General features: G+C 60.8%; 16 protein-coding genes (1 of these 16 running past the window's edge). 11 read left to right on the plus strand and 5 right to left on the minus strand.

The genetic code is table 11. The annotated features are described in order from the left end of the window. The 4 genes from ACQY1K_RS16455 to ACQY1K_RS16470 all read left to right on the plus strand — a co-directional run. Positions 1-9: the 3' end of a TetR/AcrR family transcriptional regulator gene (locus ACQY1K_RS16455; protein ID WP_062463649.1), read on the plus strand. The gene continues 594 nt to the left of window position 1, outside the view; only the last 9 of its 603 coding nucleotides appear in the window; its start codon lies beyond the left edge, outside the window; it ends in the stop codon at positions 7-9. Between the two features lie 145 nt (positions 10-154). Next, positions 155-1,348 carry an efflux RND transporter periplasmic adaptor subunit gene (locus ACQY1K_RS16460; protein ID WP_062463646.1) on the plus strand — a complete coding sequence of 398 codons (1,194 nt, stop codon included), beginning with the start codon at positions 155-157 and terminating at the stop codon, positions 1,346-1,348. 66 nt (positions 1,349-1,414) lie between these two features. Further along, on the plus strand, positions 1,415-4,525 hold the full coding sequence (locus tag ACQY1K_RS16465) for an efflux RND transporter permease subunit (RefSeq protein ID WP_062463643.1): 3,111 nt from the start codon (positions 1,415-1,417) through the stop codon (positions 4,523-4,525). Between the two features lie 112 nt (positions 4,526-4,637). After that, positions 4,638-6,086: an efflux transporter outer membrane subunit gene (locus ACQY1K_RS16470; protein ID WP_062463641.1), complete on the plus strand. Its 1,449-nt coding sequence runs from the start codon at positions 4,638-4,640 to the stop codon at positions 6,084-6,086. 130 nt (positions 6,087-6,216) lie between these two features. On the opposite strand, the gene efp is transcribed toward ACQY1K_RS16470, so the two are convergent. Continuing rightward, the gene (gene efp, locus ACQY1K_RS16475) at positions 6,217-6,786 is read right to left on the minus strand and encodes an elongation factor P (RefSeq protein ID WP_062463637.1); all 570 of its coding nucleotides are present in this window, start codon (positions 6,784-6,786) and stop codon (positions 6,217-6,219) included. A gap of 162 nt (positions 6,787-6,948) precedes the next feature. On the opposite strand from efp, the gene epmA reads away from it, so the two are divergent. Further along, entirely contained in the window at positions 6,949-8,019 is a 1,071-nt protein-coding gene (gene epmA / locus ACQY1K_RS16480; RefSeq protein ID WP_062576899.1) for an EF-P lysine aminoacylase EpmA, read from the plus strand. Further along, positions 8,016-9,062: a lysine-2,3-aminomutase-like protein gene (locus ACQY1K_RS16485; RefSeq protein ID WP_113112105.1), complete on the plus strand. Its 1,047-nt coding sequence runs from the start codon at positions 8,016-8,018 to the stop codon at positions 9,060-9,062. The genes epmA and ACQY1K_RS16485 overlap by 4 nt, the downstream gene beginning before the upstream one ends. A gap of 41 nt (positions 9,063-9,103) precedes the next feature. Here ACQY1K_RS16485 and ACQY1K_RS16490 read toward each other — a convergent pair whose 3' ends face one another. Beyond that, positions 9,104-10,117, minus strand: coding sequence for a glycoside hydrolase family 5 protein (locus tag ACQY1K_RS16490; protein WP_244476271.1), 1,014 nt, complete (start codon positions 10,115-10,117; stop codon positions 9,104-9,106). A gap of 364 nt (positions 10,118-10,481) precedes the next feature. Between ACQY1K_RS16490 and purU the strand changes: the two genes are divergently transcribed. After that, the gene (gene purU / locus ACQY1K_RS16495; protein WP_113112157.1) at positions 10,482-11,366 is read left to right on the plus strand and encodes a formyltetrahydrofolate deformylase; all 885 of its coding nucleotides are present in this window, start codon (positions 10,482-10,484) and stop codon (positions 11,364-11,366) included. Between the two features lie 486 nt (positions 11,367-11,852). Then, a complete protein-coding gene (locus tag ACQY1K_RS16500) occupies positions 11,853-12,050 on the plus strand; it encodes a hypothetical protein (protein WP_062576904.1) in 198 nt (65 codons plus the stop codon). A 66-nt stretch (positions 12,051-12,116) separates the two neighbouring features. Here the strand turns inward: ACQY1K_RS16500 and ACQY1K_RS16505 are convergent, their stop codons facing one another. After that, entirely contained in the window at positions 12,117-12,353 is a 237-nt protein-coding gene (locus tag ACQY1K_RS16505) for an Lrp/AsnC ligand binding domain-containing protein (protein WP_062463623.1), read from the minus strand. 46 nt (positions 12,354-12,399) lie between these two features. Then, positions 12,400-13,338, minus strand: a complete 939-nt coding sequence (locus tag ACQY1K_RS16510) for a LysR family transcriptional regulator (RefSeq protein ID WP_184655636.1) — start codon at positions 13,336-13,338, stop codon at positions 12,400-12,402. A gap of 92 nt (positions 13,339-13,430) precedes the next feature. On the opposite strand from ACQY1K_RS16510, the gene ACQY1K_RS16515 reads away from it, so the two are divergent. From ACQY1K_RS16515 to ACQY1K_RS16525, 3 genes are all read left to right on the plus strand, one after another. Continuing rightward, positions 13,431-14,714, plus strand: coding sequence for an NAD(P)/FAD-dependent oxidoreductase (locus ACQY1K_RS16515; RefSeq protein ID WP_430257886.1), 1,284 nt, complete (start codon positions 13,431-13,433; stop codon positions 14,712-14,714). An 83-nt stretch (positions 14,715-14,797) separates the two neighbouring features. After that, on the plus strand, positions 14,798-16,339 hold the full coding sequence (amaB, locus tag ACQY1K_RS16520; protein ID WP_430257887.1) for an L-piperidine-6-carboxylate dehydrogenase: 1,542 nt from the start codon (positions 14,798-14,800) through the stop codon (positions 16,337-16,339). Positions 16,340-16,346: 7 nt separating this feature from the next. Then, positions 16,347-17,345, plus strand: a complete 999-nt coding sequence (locus ACQY1K_RS16525; RefSeq protein ID WP_430259051.1) for a P1 family peptidase — start codon at positions 16,347-16,349, stop codon at positions 17,343-17,345. Here ACQY1K_RS16525 and cobD read toward each other — a convergent pair. Beyond that, positions 17,342-18,301, minus strand: a complete 960-nt coding sequence (cobD, locus tag ACQY1K_RS16530; RefSeq protein WP_430259053.1) for a threonine-phosphate decarboxylase CobD — start codon at positions 18,299-18,301, stop codon at positions 17,342-17,344. The two genes, ACQY1K_RS16525 and cobD, sit on opposite strands and share 4 nt — an antisense overlap. Between the last annotated feature and the right edge of the window lie 50 nt (positions 18,302-18,351).

The following is an 18,351-nucleotide window of genomic DNA, read 5'->3' on the forward strand; positions in this document are numbered from 1 at the left end:
GCAAAGTGACGATAAGTGAATTACGTCACTTCGAGGCTGGGCTGTGGCGGTTCCGCCCCTTGCCATGCTTCCTCCCGCTTCTTGTGGGTTAACCTGTCCCTCCCGAGGAAATCCGGTTCTTCGGAATGCGCAACGACCGGCCCTGGATCCAACGATGACCCGTCGCAAACTGCTTCTCCCCCTCCTTTTCACGGTCTTGCTCGCCTCCTGCAGCGATTCCGATCAGCAGACCGCAAACGCTCCAGCCGGCGGCGCACCTCAGAAGCCGCCGCAGGCCGTCAGTGTCGTCGTCATGCAAAAGGCCGAGCGGCCGATTACCTCGATTTTGCCGGGCCGCGCCGTTGCATTCCAGACGACCCAGATCAGGCCGCGTGTGACCGGCGCCATTCGTGAGATCAGCTTCAAGGAAGGAAGCGAAGTCAAGGCGGGCGACATCCTCTATCAGATCGAGGACAATCTTTACGAGGCAACCGTCGCGCAGGCGAGAGCGAGCCTTTCCAAGGCCGAGGTCAGCATCCCGGCCGCGCAGGCAAACCTCACCCGCTACGAGCGGCTGGTCAACAGCGGCGCGACGCAGATCGAATATGAAAATGCGAAGGTCACCCTGCTGCAGGCCCAGGCCGATGTGGCGCAGGCGCAGGCCGCTCTGCAATCGGCCGAGATCGATCTCGACCTGACCAAGATCAGGGCGCCCTTCGATGGCGTCACGACCATCTCCAATGTCAGCCTCGGCAATATCGTCACCGCCAACCAGACCGACGCGCTGTCGACACTGCGCAAGCTCGATCCGATCTATATCGATCTCATCGATTCCAGCACCAATCTCCTGGAGCTTCGTGCAGCCTTTGCGTCCGGCCGGGTCACCGGCGATCCGCGCAACGCCGAGATCCGATTGCGGTTGGAGGACGGCAAGGCTTACGAACCTGCCGGCAAGCTCGACATGTCGGAAATGGCTGTCAGCGAAACCACCGGCACGTTTCAGATCCGTGCCGTGTTCCCCAACCCGGACAATATCGTTCTGCCCGGCATGTATGTGCGTGCGACGGTGACGCTTGGCAACGAAAACGGCTATCTGATCCCGCAGCGTGCCGCGACCCGCAATGCCCGTGGCGAACTGACGGCGAAATTTGTTGGCGCGGATAACAAGGTGGAAACGCGGACCTTCACGGTCAGCACCACATCCGGCAACAACTGGCTGGTCACCGACGGCATCGCGGATGGCGATCGCCTGATCGTCGACGGGTTCCAGTGGATTGCCGACGCCGCCGCCGTCCAGCCCGTCGAAGTCACGGTCAACGAGCAGGGATTTACTGTCGAGAAGCCGAAGGTTGATGCGCCGAAGCCGTAGAGGTTGAGGTCCGCATCCCGCAACAACGCGAAGAACGCCGCCCCGAATACGGCAAGGAACAAGTGAATGGCCCATTACTTCATCCGGCGGCCCGTCTTCGCCTGGGTTATTGCGATCGTGATCATGCTCGGTGGTGCGCTTGCCATCACCACGCTGTCGATCTCGCAATATCCGGATATCGCCCCGACCACGGTGCGCATTTCTGCCAGCTATAACGGCGCCAGCGCCGAAACCGTCGAGAAATCGGTCACAACGATCATCGAAGACGGCATGACCGGACTCGACGATCTCACCTACATGAACTCGTCGTCGTCAACGGGACGCGCGACCGTCACGCTGACATTCGGCAACTCGATCATGCCTGATATCGCCCAGGTTCAGGTGCAGAACAAGTTGCAGCTGGTACAGTCCCAGCTGCCTGACGTCGTGCAGCAGTCCGGCATCGAAGTCTCGCGCTCCACCTCCAGTATCCTGATGGTCGGCGCGCTCGTGTCGTCGGACGGCAAACGCAGTTCGGTCGATCTCGGCGACGTGTTCTCGACCCAGATCGAAGATCAGGTGAAGCGCCTGGAAGGCGTCGGCAGCATCAATATCTTCGGCTCAGGCTATGCAATGCGCGTCTGGCTCGATCCCTTCAAGCTGCAGAAATACCAGTTGACGTCGGCCGACGTCACATCCGCGATCGAAGCGCAGAATACCCAGGTGTCCGTTGGTTCGCTCGGGGCGCAGCCCGTGTCGGAAGGTCAGCAGCTGACCGTCACCATGACAGCCCAGAGCCAGCTGACCACCGTCGACGACTTTGAACGGATCATCCTCAAAGTCGGACAGGACGGCGCCACGGTTAGGATATCGGATATTGGCCGTGTCGAGATCGGCCAGGAAAGCTACGGAGGCAGCTCCCGCTTTAACGGCAAGCCGGCGGCGGGCTTTGCGGTCAACCTTGCGACAGGCGCCAATGCGCTTGATACCGCCGAAAGGGTAAAAACCGCCCTCAACCGGGTCGAGCCGACGCTTCCCGAAAATGTCAGCATCACCTATCCCTACGACACGACGCCGTTCGTCGAGCTGTCGATCGAAAAGGTCATTCACACGCTGATCGAAGCGATCGTTCTGGTGTTCGTGGTGCTTCTGGTCTTCCTTCAGAACCTGCGGGCAACGCTGATCCCCATGGTCGCCGTTCCGGTGGTGCTGCTCGGGACCTTCGGCATCCTGGCGCTGACGGGCTATTCGATCAACACTCTCACCATGTTCGCCATGGTGCTGGCGATCGGCCTTCTCGTGGATGACGCGATCGTCGTCGTCGAAAACGTCGAGCGCATCATGGACGAGGAAGGTTTGTCTCCGCTCGAGGCGACCGAAAAGTCCATGCACGAAATTACCGGTGCCATCATCGGCATCGCGCTGGTTCTGACGGCCGTGTTTATTCCGATGGCCTTCTTCGGTGGGTCGACGGGCATCATCTATCGCCAGTTCTCGATCACGATCGTTTCCGCGATGCTGCTTTCGGCCGTGGTTGCGATCGTGCTGACGCCGGCGCTCTGCGCGACGATCCTGAAGCCGGTCAATCACGAGAAGAAGAACAAGGGTATCGGCGCCTGGTTCAACCGCGGCTTCGACAAGACGACAAACGGCTATGTCGGATCGATCGGGTATCTTCTGAAGCGGCCGCTGCGCGTCATGCTTCTTTTCGCACTGATTGTCGGCGGTTGCGGTCTGTTGTTTTCAAGGCTCCCCAGCTCCTTCCTTCCTCAAGAAGACCAGGGCGTTCTGATGGTGCTCGTCCAGACTCCGAACGGTTCGACGACCGCCAGAACCGAGGAAGTGGTCAAGCAGATCGAGTCCTTCTTCCTCAACGACGAGAAGGACAGTGTCGCTTCGGTGTTCGGTGCGATGGGCTTCAGCTTCAACGGCACCGGCCAGAACAATGCGATGATCTTTGCCAAGCTCAAGGATTTCGACGTTCGCACCGAGCCGCAGCAGGAAGCGGCCGCCGTTGTGCAGCGGGCTCAGCGCCATTTCTTCGGACTGCGTGACGCGCAGGTGTTTGCGCTTCTGCCACCAGCAATCCAGGGCCTCGGCAATTCCAGCGGCTTTTCGATGTACCTTGTCGACAGCGGCAACAACGGCAATCCCGCTTTGACGAGCGCATCGCAGCAGCTGATGCAGATCGCGGGCAGCAACCGCAATATCGGCTCGCTGCGCAGCAACTCTCAGAGAACCGAAACGCAGCTGCAGATCCTTCTCGACCAGGAGAAGCTGGGTGCGATGGGTGTCGACCTCGCTTCGGTCAATTCGATGCTGACGACCATCTTTGCCGGTCGCGACGTCAATGACTTCACGCTCGAGAACAAGCTGAAGCCCGTCTATGTGCAGGGTGATGCGCCTTACCGCATGCAGCCGGAAGACCTCAAATACTGGTTTGCGCGCAACACCGGCGGCGAGATGGTCCCGTTTTCGTCCTTCAGCACCGTCCAGTGGAACACGGGCACGCCGCAGCTTGCGCGGTTCAACGGCGTCAGTGCCATATCGCTTGACGGCGCGACCGGCGCCGGCGTCAGCACCGGTCAGTCCATGGACGAGATGGAGAAGCTGACTGCGGCATTGCCGGGTGGCTACTCAGTGGCCTGGCAGGGCATCTCCTATCAGGAACGGCTGTCTGGCTCCCAGGCTCCCATGCTTTACGGCCTGTCCGTTCTGATCGTATTCCTCTGCCTTGCGGCACTTTATGAAAGCTGGTCGATTCCGTTCTCGGTCATTCTCGCGGTTCCGATCGGTGTCCTTGGCGCATTGGCTGCAGCCTATCTCCTTGGCCAGTCGAACGACGTCTATTTCAAGGTCGGTCTTTTGACGACGATCGGATTGGCGGCGAAGAACGCCATCCTGATCGTCGAATTCGCCAAGGATCGTCAGGAGACAGGTATGGGCGTGCTCGAAGCGACCCTTGAGGCCGCAAGATTGCGCCTCCGTCCGATCATCATGACGTCGCTTGCATTCATTCTCGGCGTGGTACCACTTGCGATCGCAACGGGCGCCGGCTCTGCCGCTCAAAACGCCATCGGCATCGGCGTGCTGGGTGGTATGCTTTCTGCAACACTGCTCGGAATTTTCTTCGTTCCGTCCTTCTTTGTTGTTGTGCGCCGGTTATCAAAGCGTGAAAAACAAGTGAAGACAGTGTGAATCTGTTAACGGATTGCCAGCATCGAATCGCCGCTCGTCTGAGCGGGAGGCTGTGCAGTGATTTGCTCCGCTGTTCGCGGGGCCCCATTCTTAAGCGTTTCGGGACAAAGATATGACATCCATTCGCGTAGCCGCCCCTCTCGTCATGCTCCTCCTTTCCGGCTGCGTGGTCGGACCGAACCATCAGGCGCCGGAAGTGTCCCTTCCTTCGAAGTTTGCCGAGGGTGCGCAGACGAGCAATGGCGACGTTTCCATGAAGGCTTGGTGGACGGCGTTTTCCGACACGCGCCTGAACGGCTACATGCAGACGGGCCTGTCGCAGAACCTCAGCGTTCTTCAGGCCCTGGAACGCATCAACCAGGCCCAGGCGTCCGTCGTCAGTGCCGGCGCCGGCGGTCTTCCGTCGCTCGATATCGATGCGCAGGGCGAGCGTAGCGGCACGAAGGACATCGGCGGGCGGCTCGGTCCAACATCGACCGCTCCGCAATCATCCGCCGTCGGTGGAGCCAGCGCGTCCTGGTTCCTGGATCTGTTCGGCCTTTACCGCCGCAGCAAGGAATCGGCTCTTGCCAGTCTCGACGCCGCCTATGCAAGCGTCGACGTTGCGCGCCTGAGCCTGCTTTCGCAGGTTGCCGCAGCCTATATCGATGTTCGCTACTATCAGGAGCGTATCGCGATCACCAAAAAGAACCTCGGTTCTCGCCGTGAAACGCTTGATCTCACCAAGCTTCAGCTGGAAGCCGGTGCTGCCTCCAGACTGGATGTTGTTCAGGCCGAAGGTCTTGTGAACTCGACACTGTCAGAGCTGCCAGGTCTCGAGACCCAGTATCGCACCGCGGCGCATCGCATCGCGACGCTTCTCGGCATGCCGGCGTCCACACTGCTTCCTGAACTGCAGCGCGGTGCCCGCCAGCCGGTCGCCCGCTACAGCACCAAGACCGGCATTCCCGCCGACCTGATCCGCAATCGACCTGACATCCGTGCGTCCGAACGGCAGCTTGCCGCAGCCGTTGCGCAGATCGGCGTTGCCGAAGCACAGCTCTATCCGGCGATTACGCTCGGTGGCTCCATTTCGCCATCCTACACCCGCGTTGCCGGAAGCGGCGAAAGTGGCATCCTGTCCTGGTCCTTCGGTCCGGCCTTGTCTCTTCCGATCTTCGACGGCGGCGCCCTGCGTGCCAACGTCAAGTCGTCCGAATCGTCAGCCCGCGAAGCCTATCTGTCCTGGAAGCAGACGGTTCTCGATGCCGTTGAGGAAGTCGAGAACGCGCTTGCCGCCGTTGCCCGCGATGGCCGCACCGTGGCAGCGCTCCGTGCGACCGTGAAATCCTACGAGGAAGCTCTGCAGCTCGCAACCGCAAGCTATCGTGATGGCGCCTCCTCGCTGCTCGACGTTCTCGACGCACAGCGCGAAGTCTCCACCGCCCAGGCAAGCCTGGCCCAGGCCGTACAGCAGATGGCGCAGGACTATGTCTCGCTCAACGTCGCACTCGGTGGCGGTTATGCCTTCGGATCACCGACGGCGCAGGTGGCCTCTGCCAAGCTGGTTCTGAAAAACTAAACAGCGAAACAGGATGGACCGGCCGGTTCGCCGGCCCTTTTCTTCTCGCGGGATCGCCAGACAACAAAAAACCTCCGAAGCCTGCGGCTCGGAGGTTTTTTTTATGCTCGAATGAAGCCTGATGCTTCGATCAGTTCTTGGCGCGCTCGACGTAGGAATTGTCTTCCGTGGCAATGACGACGCGGGTGCCGGTATCAACATGCGGCGGAACGGCCGTGCGGATGCCGTTCGACAGGATCGCCGGCTTGTAGGAGGACGATGCTGTCTGTCCCTTCGTGACCGGCTCTGTCTCGACGATCTCAAGCGTGACGTGACGCGGCAGCTGCAGCGCGAGCGCGATGCCTTCATGCATAGACAGGACGCAGGTCATGCCTTCCTGCAGATACGCCTTCTGGTCGCCCATCGTATCCACGTCCACGACGATCTGATCGTAGTTTTCCGGGTTCATGAAGTGGAAGCCTTCGCCGTCTTCATAGAGGAACTGGAAGTTGACGTCTTCGACGAAGGCGCGCTCGACCTGTTCCGTGGTGCGCCAGCGTTCCGACACCTTCACGCCGTCAACGATGCGACGCATGTTGACCTGGGTCACCGGAGTGCCCTTGCCGGGGTGGAAGTTCTCGGCGGTGAGAACCACATAGAGCTTGCCGTCGACGTCGATGACGTTACCCTTGCGGACGGAAGATGCGATGACCTTGACCATTTGAATTCCTTGTTGGCGTGCCGGCTTGTAACTGCCGGGAATGCGTCGTAGAGGACCGGACGATAACCGGCCTGAAGGACGGATGATCTGTTTTCCGGGCAACTACCGCAAAAACGCGCAAAGTGGAAGCCTTGCGGGCAAGAACCCGCGAAGAAAGCCGAAATGAGCCTGTTTCACTCCGAAGCCCGATCTGCCCCGTGGTGGACACCGGAAAGTCACGCCGACCGGCGTCCTTTCCTGATGGGCCGCAACGCGCTTCAAACGGCGCTGCGGGGTTTCTTCGGCAAAGCGGATTTTATCGAGGTCGACACAGCGACCTTGCAGGTATCGCCCGGCAACGAAACCCACCTTCATGCTTTCGCGACGCAAGCGCTGACGATCGACGGCCGCGCAACGCCACTCTACCTGCACACTTCGCCGGAATTTGCTGCAAAGAAGCTGCTTGCGGCCGGCGAGAAGCGCATATTCACCTTCGCGCATGTCTATCGCAACCGGGAGCGCGGACCGCTGCACCACCCGGAATTCACCATGCTGGAATGGTACCGGGTTGACGAAACCTACGAGCAGCTGATGGCCGATTGCGCCAACATGCTGAAACTCGCCGCCGAGACCACGGGAACGAAACGGTTCGCGTTTCGCGGCATGCAAACCGACCCCTTTGCCGAACCTGAAATCGTGACGCTGGCGGAAGCCTTCCTCCGCTACGCCGGGATCGATCTGCTTTCCTCCGTCGAAACCGATGGCACGACAGATCGCGAAGCGCTGGCCGCTGAACTGACCCGCACCGGCCTTCGGGTTTCGGAGGACGATACCTGGGCGGATCTGTTCAGCAAGGTTCTCGTCGAAAAGATCGAACCGCATCTCGGTCAGGGCCGCGCGACGATCCTCTGCGAATATCCGATCTCCGAAGCGGCCCTTGCCCGACCCTCGGCCCGCGATCCCCGCGTTGCCGAACGCTTCGAGCTCTACGCATGCGGCGTGGAACTGGCGAACGCTTTCGGCGAACTGACTGATGCGGCCGAACAGCGCCGCCGGTTCGAGCACGACATGGCGGAGAAAGCGCGCATCTACGGCGAGACCTATCCGATCGACGAGGATTTTTTGTCAGCGCTTTCGATCATGCCGCAGGCGAGCGGCGCAGCACTGGGCTTTGATCGCTTGGCGATGCTCGCAACCGGCGCCACCCGCATCGACCAGGTCCTGTGGGCGCCCGTCGCCGAGGTTCTGCCGTGAGCGTGGCGCGTACCTTGAAAACGCCCGAGGAACTGGCCGATGCAGGTCTGATTGCGCAAGACCGTCTCGACGGCATCCGTGCCGTCGCCGGCAGTTACGCGATCGCGCTGACGCCGACGGTCGTTTCGCTGATCGACCCAACCGATGACGCCGATCCGATTGCGCGACAGTTCGTGCCCGACGCGGCCGAGCTTGTCAGCACGCCGGACGAGCGGGCCGACCCAATCGGCGACGCGGCGCATAGCCCGGTCAAAGGCATCGTCCACCGCTACCCGGACCGCGTCCTTCTGAAGGCCGTGCACATCTGTCCTGTTTATTGCCGTTTCTGCTTTCGCCGTGAAATGGTTGGACCGCAGGGGGATGGAACGCTTTCGCCGGACGAACTAACGGCCGCGCTCGACTACATCCGCACTCATGAGGAAATTTGGGAAGTCATCCTGACCGGCGGCGATCCGCTTGTCCTGTCTCCGCGCCGGCTTTCCGTGATCATGGTTGGATTGGCTGAAATCGAGCATGTTAAAATCGTGCGCTTTCATACGCGCGTGCCGGCGGTCGAGCCCGAGCGGGTGGATGCGCCGATGATTGCGGCGCTGAAGGAAAGCGGCAAGACAATCTATGTGGCGCTCCACGCCAACCATCCCCGCGAAATGACTGAGGACGCGCGGGCTGCCTGCGCAAGGCTGGTTGACGCCGGCTTTGCGATGGTCAGCCAGACGGTCCTGCTCAAAGGCATCAACGACGATCCGAAAGTGCTCGGCGACCTGATGAAGGCTTTCGTCGAAACGCGCATCAAACCCTATTACCTGCACCATCCGGACCTGGCGCCAGGCACAGGCCATTTCCGGATCGATATCGCCGAGGGCCAGCGAATCGTTTCGGCTCTGCGCGGCACCATTTCCGGACTTTGCCAGCCGACTTACGTGCTTGATATTCCAGGCGGCCACGGCAAGGCGGTCATCGGCGAAAGCGCTGCGCGCCCTGAAGGCGGCTGCTACTCCGTCAGCGATTTTCGCGGCAACGAACACACCTATCCACCGACGTGAATTGCGTCCGCGTTCTGTGATTCACGTGAAATATTGACGGCTTACCGCCCGCAGGAAGCATTTTCCGACATCGCTTTCAAAAGCGTTGCCATCTGCGGCTTGTCGACCGTGCGAACCGGCTGGATGTTGAGGATCTCGTCTTCCGGCCACCAGTCACCGGCTGCCCAATAGGCCCAGCCCAGCCACGCATCCGGGTTGCTCTCGACGACCTTGACCATATCGACCAATGCCGACTGGCATTCCGGCTGGCGCGGAACGGCAAACTCACCCAGCAGGCCACGCCGGTTGTTCTGCTTCAACCAGGTGCCGACGTCGGAGAGCGCCTTGACCGCATCGGCGGCACGCGAGCATTCGTCATTCTTGCCGGAGAAATCCTGGTCAAGATACTGGTGCACCTCGAAAACGTAATTGTTCTGCGGGTCGACGATCGCCGACATCGCGGCAGCGTTGGTGGTGCCGTAATCGCCGGCAGACCAGCTATGGGCGCCGGTCCAGGCCGTGCCGGGAACAAGGATCAGACTGGCGGACCCGGCCTGCCGGATGGCTGCGATCGCACCGTTGGCGGCGGACACCCAGTCTTCGGCTGCAATACCATGCGGTTCGTTCATCAGACCGAACGCTATGTCTGCCTCTGTGCCAAACCGTACCGAAAGCCTGCGCCAAAAGTCGGCGAACGCGCTTTGCGGAACGTTGTCCGTCCCGATCAGATCACCCTTGTAGCGAGCGTAGTTGTGAGGATCGAGAATAACGACCATCCCGGCTTTGCGTACGAGCTCGACAGTAGCCGCAAGCCGCTTGGCCTCAGCCCGATCGAACGACGCATAGAGCTTGGGCTGCAACCTTTCCCATAGAAATGGCAGCCGAACGGCCGTGAAGCCCTTGCTTGCAAAATAGCGGATCGTTTCGGCTGAAGGGTAAGTGTAGCCTTTACCGTAGGCATCGCCAACCTTGCCGAATTCGGCACCGGCGAGATTGATGCCCCGCATACAGGTCGTGGCAGCGGAAACCGGCTGCGTCGCGAGACTGGCCGCACCGATCAAGGCGATTCCCCTCAAGGCAATGCTTCTGAGGTTTCTACCCAACCAGGCCTTACCCTGAGACCGCCCCGCATATCTAGCCACCAGCATTCCTCCCGTATCTTACAAAATCCGACGAAATAAATATTCGAAAATATTGAATGACAAATGCGCGGCGGACCAAGCACCGCGACGGTGATCAACGCGTGAAAGGCGCAAAAGGACCGGAATTTTTGACGTCCTTGCCTAAGCTGCCGTTTGTAAGGGTGGAACGTTCCATTGCTTTGAGCCGGAACGGAAAAACGCCTCCGTATTTCTGTTCTTTCCTGCGCCTTCGGATATGGTCCGCCGGCGTGGTTATGTCTACAAGGATCTCCGCCAAGTGCAGACCAAGGAGTTATCGATGAAGAGCTATGTACTGACCGTCACCTGCCGTTCTACTCGCGGCATTGTTGCTGCGCTTTCCGGCTTTCTGGCGGAACAGGGCTGCAACATCATCGACAGCTCGCAGTTCGACGATCTGGATACCGGCCGGTTCTTCATGCGCGTCTCGTTCATTTCCGAAGAAGGCGTCGGTCGCCCGGCAATTGCCGAAGGCCTCAAGCCGATCGCCGAAAAGTTCGAGATGGAATGGGACATCTTCGATACCGAGGAGCGCATGAAGGTGCTTCTGATGGTGTCGCGCTTTGGCCATTGCCTCAACGATCTTCTCTACCGCTGGAAGATCGGCGCGCTGCCGATCGATATCGTCGGCGTCGTCTCCAATCACTTCGAATACCAGAAGCAGGTGGTCAACAACGATATCCCCTTCCACCACATCAAGGTGACGAAGGAAAACAAGCCGCAGGCCGAGGCCCAGTTGCTTGATGTCGTCGAGGCAAGCGGGGCCGAACTGGTGGTGCTCGCACGCTACATGCAGGTCCTGTCGGACCAGCTGTGCCAGAAAATGTCGGGCAAGATCATCAACATCCACCACTCCTTCCTACCGAGCTTCAAGGGTGCAAACCCTTACAAGCAGGCCTATCAGCGCGGCGTGAAGCTGATTGGGGCGACAGCCCATTACGTCACCGCCGATCTCGACGAAGGCCCGATCATCGAGCAGGACACGGTGCGCATTACCCACGCGCAATCGCCCGACGATTATGTCTCGCTTGGCCGTGATGTGGAAAGCCAGGTTCTGGCCCGCGCGATCCATGCGCATATCCACCACCGCACCTTCATCAACGGCAATCGCACGGTGGTCTTCCCGCCGAGCCCCGGCTCCTACGCCTCCGAGCGTATGGGGTAATCCATCCGAGTCATCTAATGCTTTGATCCGACTGTCGGTTTACCGACGGTCGGCGCAGCGCCGGATAACAACGTGTCACAATAACTTTAGCCGGTCTCATCTTGTCGCAGACGAGGCCCGCACCTATTTCCTGGCTTGTCGAAGGACAGGCCATCGCGAATGAAATTTCACATTTCCGCCGCGATACTGTCATCAGACAGAAAAATATTTCCTTTAAAAGGATTTTCGTTGATCGCATTCTGCGAGTCACCTAAAGTCCACTTTCGATCGACGGACGTTATCCGTCGGCATTTTACGCAACGCCATGAGGGAGAGTGACATGATTAAACCTGCTTACGTCGCCGCCTACGGTCGGTTCGCGTATAAGATGCTAGGCACGGAGCGTAGCTCCCTTCCGTGCTGTCGAATGTAGACCTTTCAGTTCTTTCGTTCCTGAAAATCCATTCGCCAGTGCTGCGCTTTAGGCAGCAAACGCGGGAGCATGCCATGCAAAAGCAAGTTATAGAATTCGGCGGCGAGCCCGTCGGTATCGTTATCCCGGATGAAGACCGGTTGAAATTCATTGCCGTGAAGTTTCACGTCATCGATCTCGATGAGCAGCGTTTCAATTCGCCCGACGAAGTGAAACTGGCCATCCGTGACCTGGTGCGTGCACGCGCCCAGGCACCGACGGCGCTTGCCTGATCAAACCTGATCGTCGAGACAGAAAAGCCGCCCTTGAGGCGGCTTTTCTATGTAAGGCATCACGGATCAGAACGCCGTGAACGTCATCGTCGTCAGCGACCGCTCTATACCTGGAATGGAGGCGATCTTCTCGTTGACGAAGCGGCCGATTTCATCGTCGCCGCTGATATAGACTTTTAGAAGCAGGTCCCAGTCACCGCTGGTGGAATAGAGTTCGGAAGCCAGCTCGGTCTTGTAGATCGCATCGGCGACCTCGTAGGTCTTGCCGGGCTTGCAGCGAAGCTGGACGAATATCGGTTTCATCAGGGTCTTCCCGTCGGTCGGTCAAAACAATAACAAGTCTCACGGACTATTGGCCGATAGCGCCCATGATCGCAAGTGACCGGTCGCCATCCGCTTCGATCTCCCGCGAGATCCAGTCGCGAAAGACGGCAAGCGGCGGGTAGGTTGCGCGGTCGGGTGGATAGGCGAGATAATATTGTCCCGTCCCCATCGATCCCCCGGCAACCGCCTCCACCAGCAGCCCCTGTTGCAGTTCGCGCTCGATCAGAAAGCGCGGAAGCAGCGCCGTGCCAAGGCCCGCCACGGCCGCCTCGACCATGGTCGCGAACTGATCAAACAACATGCCATGCAGTGCGTCGAACTCGGTTGCCGCTGTGCGGAACCACGTCTCCCAGGCATCCGGCCGGCTGTTGAGGTGAAGCAGCGGCGCATGCACCAGATCACCGGGTGCCCGAATGGCGTGCTTCCTTAGGAAATCCGGGCTGCAGGCCGGGATCACATCCTCGTCCATCAGGAATGTCAGGGCAGCACCCGGCCAGCGCGCCGAGCCGAAATGGATCGCCGCATCCAGCGTATCGAACCGGAAGTCGAACGGCTCCAGCCGGGTGGTCAGGTTGACGACGACGCCTGGGTGAAGATCGAGAAACCTGCCGATCCTTGGAGTGAGCCAGCGCGCTCCAAAAAACGGCAGGATGCCGAGATTGAGGGTTCCACCGGACGGATTGGCCCGAAGGTTCAGCGATGCATTGGAAATCCGCCGCAGCGCTTCACGCACCTCGCGCGCATAGGCGTCGCCGGCAAGCGTCAGCCGAATCGTTTGCCGCTCGCGCAGGAACAGCGCCACGCCCAGTTGTTTCTCCAGCGCGGAGATCTGGCGGCTGACGGCGCTCTGCGTCAGGCCGAGTTCGTTTGCCGCCGCGGTGACGCTGCCACTGCGAGCAGCCGCCTCGAAGGCGGCAAGAAGCGAAAATGATGGCAGAAACCGTCTTGGCGGGAGCATTGTCATTCCTCCCGCGAATGACCTGTTGAGATTATGTCGATATTCATCGCGAAACCGGTTCTGTAAAGTCTGCAAAACATAAAGTTCGGGAACTTTCGATGCTCGACGACCAGCGCTCCCACGGCCTCTGGGAAAGAACTGCTCCAGCGGCTCCTTCCACTCTTCCTCTGAGGGGATCAACGTCGTCGGACGTGGTGATCGTCGGCGGCGGTTACACCGGTCTCTCCGCGGCCTTGCATCTGGCGGAACGCGGTGTCGACGTGGTTCTCCTCGAGGCCGCCGAGATCGGCTTTGGCGGTGCCGGCCGCAATGTCGGGCTGATTAATGCCGGCATGTGGGTCATGCCCGACGATTTTCCGAAAGAACTCGGCGATCTCTACGGCGAGCGGGCGCTCGACCTGCTCGGCAACGGCCCCTACCTCGTCCGCGAACTGATCGAGAAGCACGCCATCGCCTGCGAGCTCGAAACCAACGGCACGCTTCACTGCGCTGTTGGTGACAAGGGACTGCGGGAACTGGAGGAGCGCGCGCGCCAGTGGCAAAAGCGCGGTGCCCCGGTCACCATGCTGGATGCCGCAGAGACCGAACGCCGGATCGGCACAAGCGCCTATTCAGGCGCGCTCCTCGACATGCGCGCCGGCACGCTCCAGCCGCTCGCCTATGCCCGGGGCCTTGCCCATGCGGCCATCAGGGCCGGGGCGAAAATCCACACGGGCAGCGCCGTCATCGAAACGTCCGAGGCCGATGGCAACAAGATCGTCAAGACTGCTGGCGGCGAAGTTCACGCCCACTGGATCATCGTATCGACCGACGCCTACAGCACCGGCCCGTGGGCGCAGATACGGCGCGAACAGGTGCACCTGCCCTATTTCAACCTGGCAACAAAGCCGCTGTCCGCCAACCTGCGCGGATCGGTTCTGCCCAATTGCGAAGGCTGCTGGGATACGAAGGAAGTCCTGTCCTCCTTCCGGATGGACCAAGCCGGCCGCCTCGTCTTCGGGTCCGTCGGCGCATTGCGCGGAACAGGCCTCGACATCCACAAATCCTGGGCGCGGCGGTCGCTGAAGCGGCTGTTTCCGCAGCTCGGCGACGTGGAATTCGAGGCCGAATGGTATGGCAAGATCGGCATGACCGACAACGCCCTGCCGCGCTTCCACAAATTCGGCCGCAACGTCATCGGCTTTTCCGGCTATAACGGTCGCGGCATCTCGCCGGGCACCAATTTCGGTAAGGTTCTTGCCCGCCATATCCTTGGCGAGATCACCGAGGAAGACCTGCCGCTGCCGCTGACCACGGTCATTGAACCAGGCTTTCGCACCATCAAGGAAGCCTATTACGAGGCCGGCGCTCAGATCGCTCATTTCACGGGCGAACGCTTCTGACCCAGAACGAATATCGGCGCACCTGTTGTCAAACCGGCGCCGATTTGTAGATTGACCCCAAATTTCGATATCCGGAGACCGACATGACGCTCGCCAAACTCGACCTCGTCGCCGAAGTGGACAAGATCTTTGCTGATCTCGGCGTCACAGCCGACCAGTACAAGGGCGGGACACTCACCGTCCGCTCGCCGATCACAGGCACGGAAATCGGCAAGCTGCCGGAAGTGACAGCGGACGATGCCAGGAAGGCGATCGACGCAGCGCATCAGGCATTCCTCGAATGGCGCCTTGTGCCGGCGCCCAAGCGTGGCGAACTGATCCGTCTCCTCGGCGAGGAACTGCGTGCCGCCAAGACGTCACTCGGTCGCCTGGTGTCGATCGAAGTCGGCAAGGTCACATCCGAAGGTCTCGGCGAAGTCCAGGAAATGATCGACATCTGCGATTTCGCAGTTGGCCTGTCGCGCCAGCTCTACGGCCTGACGATCGCAACCGAGCGTTCCGAGCACCGGATGATGGAAACCTGGCATCCGCTTGGCCCCGTCGGCATCATCTCCGCCTTCAACTTCCCCGTCGCCGTCTGGTCGTGGAATGCAGCGCTTGCCCTCGTCTGCGGCAATTCCACCATCTGGAAGCCTTCGGAAAAGACCCCGCTCACCGCACTCGCCACCCAGGCGATCTTCGAAAAGGCACTGTCGCGCTATGTCGCCGACGGTGGAAAAGCCCCCCAAAACCTATCGACCCTGCTGATCGGCGGCCGCGACATCGGCGAAATCCTCGTCGATCACGACAAGGTACCGCTGGTTTCTGCGACAGGCTCGACCCGCATGGGACGCGAAGTCGGTCCGCGGCTGGCGCAGCGCTTTGCCCGCTCCATTCTCGAACTCGGCGGCAACAACGCCGCGATCGTCACCGCGACGGCCGATCTCGATCTGACCCTGCGCGGTGTCGCCTTCTCTGCCATGGGCACAGCCGGACAGCGCTGCACGACGCTGCGCCGCCTTTTCGTCCATGACAGCGTCTATGATGCGCTCGTTCCGCGCCTTGCCAAGGCCTACCAGTCGGTCACAATCGGCTCCCCGCTGCAAGACGGCAATCTCGTCGGCCCGCTAATTGATCAAGCAGCCTTCGACAAGATGCAGGCGGCACTTGAGGCAGCCAAGGCCGCCGGCGGCACGGTGGTTGGCGGTGAGCGCGTGCTGGATGGCGAAGCGGCTGATGCCTATTACGTGCGTCCGGCCATCGTCGAAATGCCTGATCAGACGGGCCCGGTCAGAGACGAAACCTTCGCGCCGATCCTCTACGTCATCCGGTATCAGGACTTCGACGAAGCGATTGCGCTGCATAACGATGTGCCACAGGGCCTGTCCTCGTCGATCTTCACCAACGACATAAGGGAAGCCGAAGCCTTCGTATCGGCACGCGGTTCCGATTGCGGCATTGCCAATGTGAATATTGGTCCTTCGGGCGCTGAAATCGGTGGCGCTTTCGGCGGCGAAAAGGAAACCGGCGGCGGCCGCGAATCAGGCTCCGATGCATGGCGCGCCTATATGCGCCGCGCCACCAACACCGTGAACTATGGCCGCACCCTGCCGCTTGCGCAGGGCGTCAAGTTTGACATCGACTGATATTCGCATGGTGGCGCCATTGAACCTTCTTACCGATATCGAAGGCGTGGCCGTTGGCCACGCGACCGATCTGCAGCTTGGCTCAGGCGTCACCGCAATCATCTTCGACGAGCCGGCAGTCGCTTCCGGCTCGGTTCTCGGCGGCGCACCGGGCGGGCGCGATACAGCCCTTCTCGACCCGTCCATGACGGTGCAGACAGTCGATGCCTTCGTTCTCTCAGGCGGCTCGGCCTTTGGGCTGGACGCAGCCGGCGGGGTGCAGGCGGGCCTGCGCCAGATCGGCCGCGGTTTTCCCGTCGGGTCTGCCAAGGTGCCGATCGTGCCGCAGGCGATCCTCATGGATCTTCTGAACGGCGGCAACAAGGACTGGGGTCTCCATTCGCCCTATCGCGACATGGGCTACGACGCCTTCTGCGCCGCGCAGAAAGGCGTATTCGCTCTCGGCACGGTTGGGGCCGGAACCGGCGCCACGACCGCGACCGTCAAGGGCGGCATCGGTTCGGCAAGCGCGAAGACGTCGTCCGGGCACACGATTGGCGTCCTTATGGCCGTCAACGCCATGGGCGCCGCAACGGTCGGTGATAGCAAGCATTTCTGGTCGGCACCGTTCGAGCAGGATGACGAGTTCGGTGGTCTCGGCCTTCCCGCGACATTCACAGACGACCACACGGCCCTGCGGATGAAGGGCGTGACGTTGAAGGCAACCACGATCGGTGTAATCGTCACCGATGCTGTACTGACCAAGGCACAGGCACACAGGCTGTCGATCATGGCCCATGACGGACTGGCACGCGCCGTCTTGCCCGCGCATCTGCCTGGAGACGGCGACACGATCTTTGCAGCCGCGACCGGAAAGATCCCGATGGACGACATGGGCGCCTTCGCCGAACTCTGCCACCTCGCGACCCTCGTGACAGCTAGAGCCGTTGCGCGCGGTGTGTTCGAGGCGACCGCGCTGCCAAACGCTAACGCCCAACCGGCCTGGCGAGACCGGTTCGGCGGCTAAAAGCGTCCGAGGACACCTTCCAGCCGCGACCAGTCCTTCTCCTCAGGCAGCCCCAGCCGTAGATCGTCCGGACGCTCTTGGAAGCGGCGCGTGATGATCCCGTTTTCGCCGAGATGCTGGAACAAAGCCTGGGCACGATGATCCCGTATGAAACGAAACAATGACGTGCCGCCGAAGACCGGAATGCCGACAGCGGACAGAGCTGCGTCCAGCCTTGCAGCGTCCGCGCCGAGCCTGGTTCGCATCGCGGCCTGCCAATCGGCATCGGCCAGCGCTTCGGATGCCACATGCAGAGCCGGACCGGAGACCGCCCAGGGCCCGAGCCTCTCCTCGATCTTCACGGTGATATCGGGATGGCCGATCGCAAATCCCAGCCGCAGGCCGGCCATGCCATAGAACTTGCCGAAGGAGCGCAACACGATCAGCCCGCCCTCGCCGACAGCGCCGGCAACACTTTGCGCTTCCGACACATCCATAAAAGCTTCATCGACGACGAGCAGGCCGCCCTTCGCGGCCATAATCTTTGCCAGCGCCAGGATGTCATCTGTCGACACGATCCTGCCGGTCGGATTGTTCGGGTTGACGATGACGGCGAGACTGGCGGTCGCGAGCTCGTCGAGATCATCCGTCTCGAGAACCTCGAAGCCCGCCATTGTCGCGGCACGCGCATGTTCCGCATAGGTGGGCGATAGAATAGCTGCCTTTCCGTCCCCTCCGACAAGGCCGGCGATGATCGGCAGCAGGATCTGCGTGCCCGGCCCAGCCGCGATATGAGCGGCTGACGGAGCCCGATACGCCTCAGCCGCCGCCGCTTTCAGCCCCTGTAGCGATGAAGGCTCCGGCAGACGTGCAAAAACATTGCCGGGGATCGGCGTATGCGGATAGGAATGCGGGTTGATGCCGGTCGATAGATCGATCCACGGCTCGGGTGCCCAAGGAAACAGCGCACGCGCCATGGCAAGGTTGCCGCCATGCTGTATCGGACTGCCCAAATCAGAGATCGCCA

This window comes from Neorhizobium sp. IRS_2294, from assembly GCF_050500145.1.
GTDB classification, from domain to species: domain Bacteria; phylum Pseudomonadota; class Alphaproteobacteria; order Rhizobiales; family Rhizobiaceae; genus Neorhizobium; species Neorhizobium soli.

Excerpts from the sequence above, each read along its gene's own strand:
- ACQY1K_RS16515 (WP_430257886.1), top strand. The coding sequence starts at position 13,431 with ATGCTCGACGACCAGCGCTCCCACGGCCTCTGGGAAAGAACTGCTCCA.
- efp (WP_062463637.1), bottom strand. The coding sequence starts at position 6,786 with ATGGTCAAGGTCATCGCATCTTCCGTCCGCAAGGGTAACGTCATCGAC.
- amaB (WP_430257887.1), top strand. The coding sequence starts at position 14,798 with ATGACGCTCGCCAAACTCGACCTCGTCGCCGAAGTGGACAAGATCTTT.
- ACQY1K_RS16500 (WP_062576904.1), top strand. The coding sequence starts at position 11,853 with ATGCAAAAGCAAGTTATAGAATTCGGCGGCGAGCCCGTCGGTATCGTT.
- purU (WP_113112157.1), top strand. The coding sequence starts at position 10,482 with ATGAAGAGCTATGTACTGACCGTCACCTGCCGTTCTACTCGCGGCATT.
- ACQY1K_RS16460 (WP_062463646.1), top strand. The coding sequence starts at position 155 with ATGACCCGTCGCAAACTGCTTCTCCCCCTCCTTTTCACGGTCTTGCTC.
- ACQY1K_RS16505 (WP_062463623.1), bottom strand. The coding sequence starts at position 12,353 with ATGAAACCGATATTCGTCCAGCTTCGCTGCAAGCCCGGCAAGACCTAC.
- ACQY1K_RS16525 (WP_430259051.1), top strand. The coding sequence starts at position 16,347 with ATGGTGGCGCCATTGAACCTTCTTACCGATATCGAAGGCGTGGCCGTT.
- ACQY1K_RS16470 (WP_062463641.1), top strand. The coding sequence starts at position 4,638 with ATGACATCCATTCGCGTAGCCGCCCCTCTCGTCATGCTCCTCCTTTCC.
- ACQY1K_RS16465 (WP_062463643.1), top strand. The coding sequence starts at position 1,415 with ATGGCCCATTACTTCATCCGGCGGCCCGTCTTCGCCTGGGTTATTGCG.
- ACQY1K_RS16510 (WP_184655636.1), bottom strand. The coding sequence starts at position 13,338 with ATGACAATGCTCCCGCCAAGACGGTTTCTGCCATCATTTTCGCTTCTT.
- cobD (WP_430259053.1), bottom strand. The coding sequence starts at position 18,301 with ATGGCGCGTGCGCTGTTTCCTTGGGCACCCGAGCCGTGGATCGATCTA.
- epmA (WP_062576899.1), top strand. The coding sequence starts at position 6,949 with ATGAGCCTGTTTCACTCCGAAGCCCGATCTGCCCCGTGGTGGACACCG.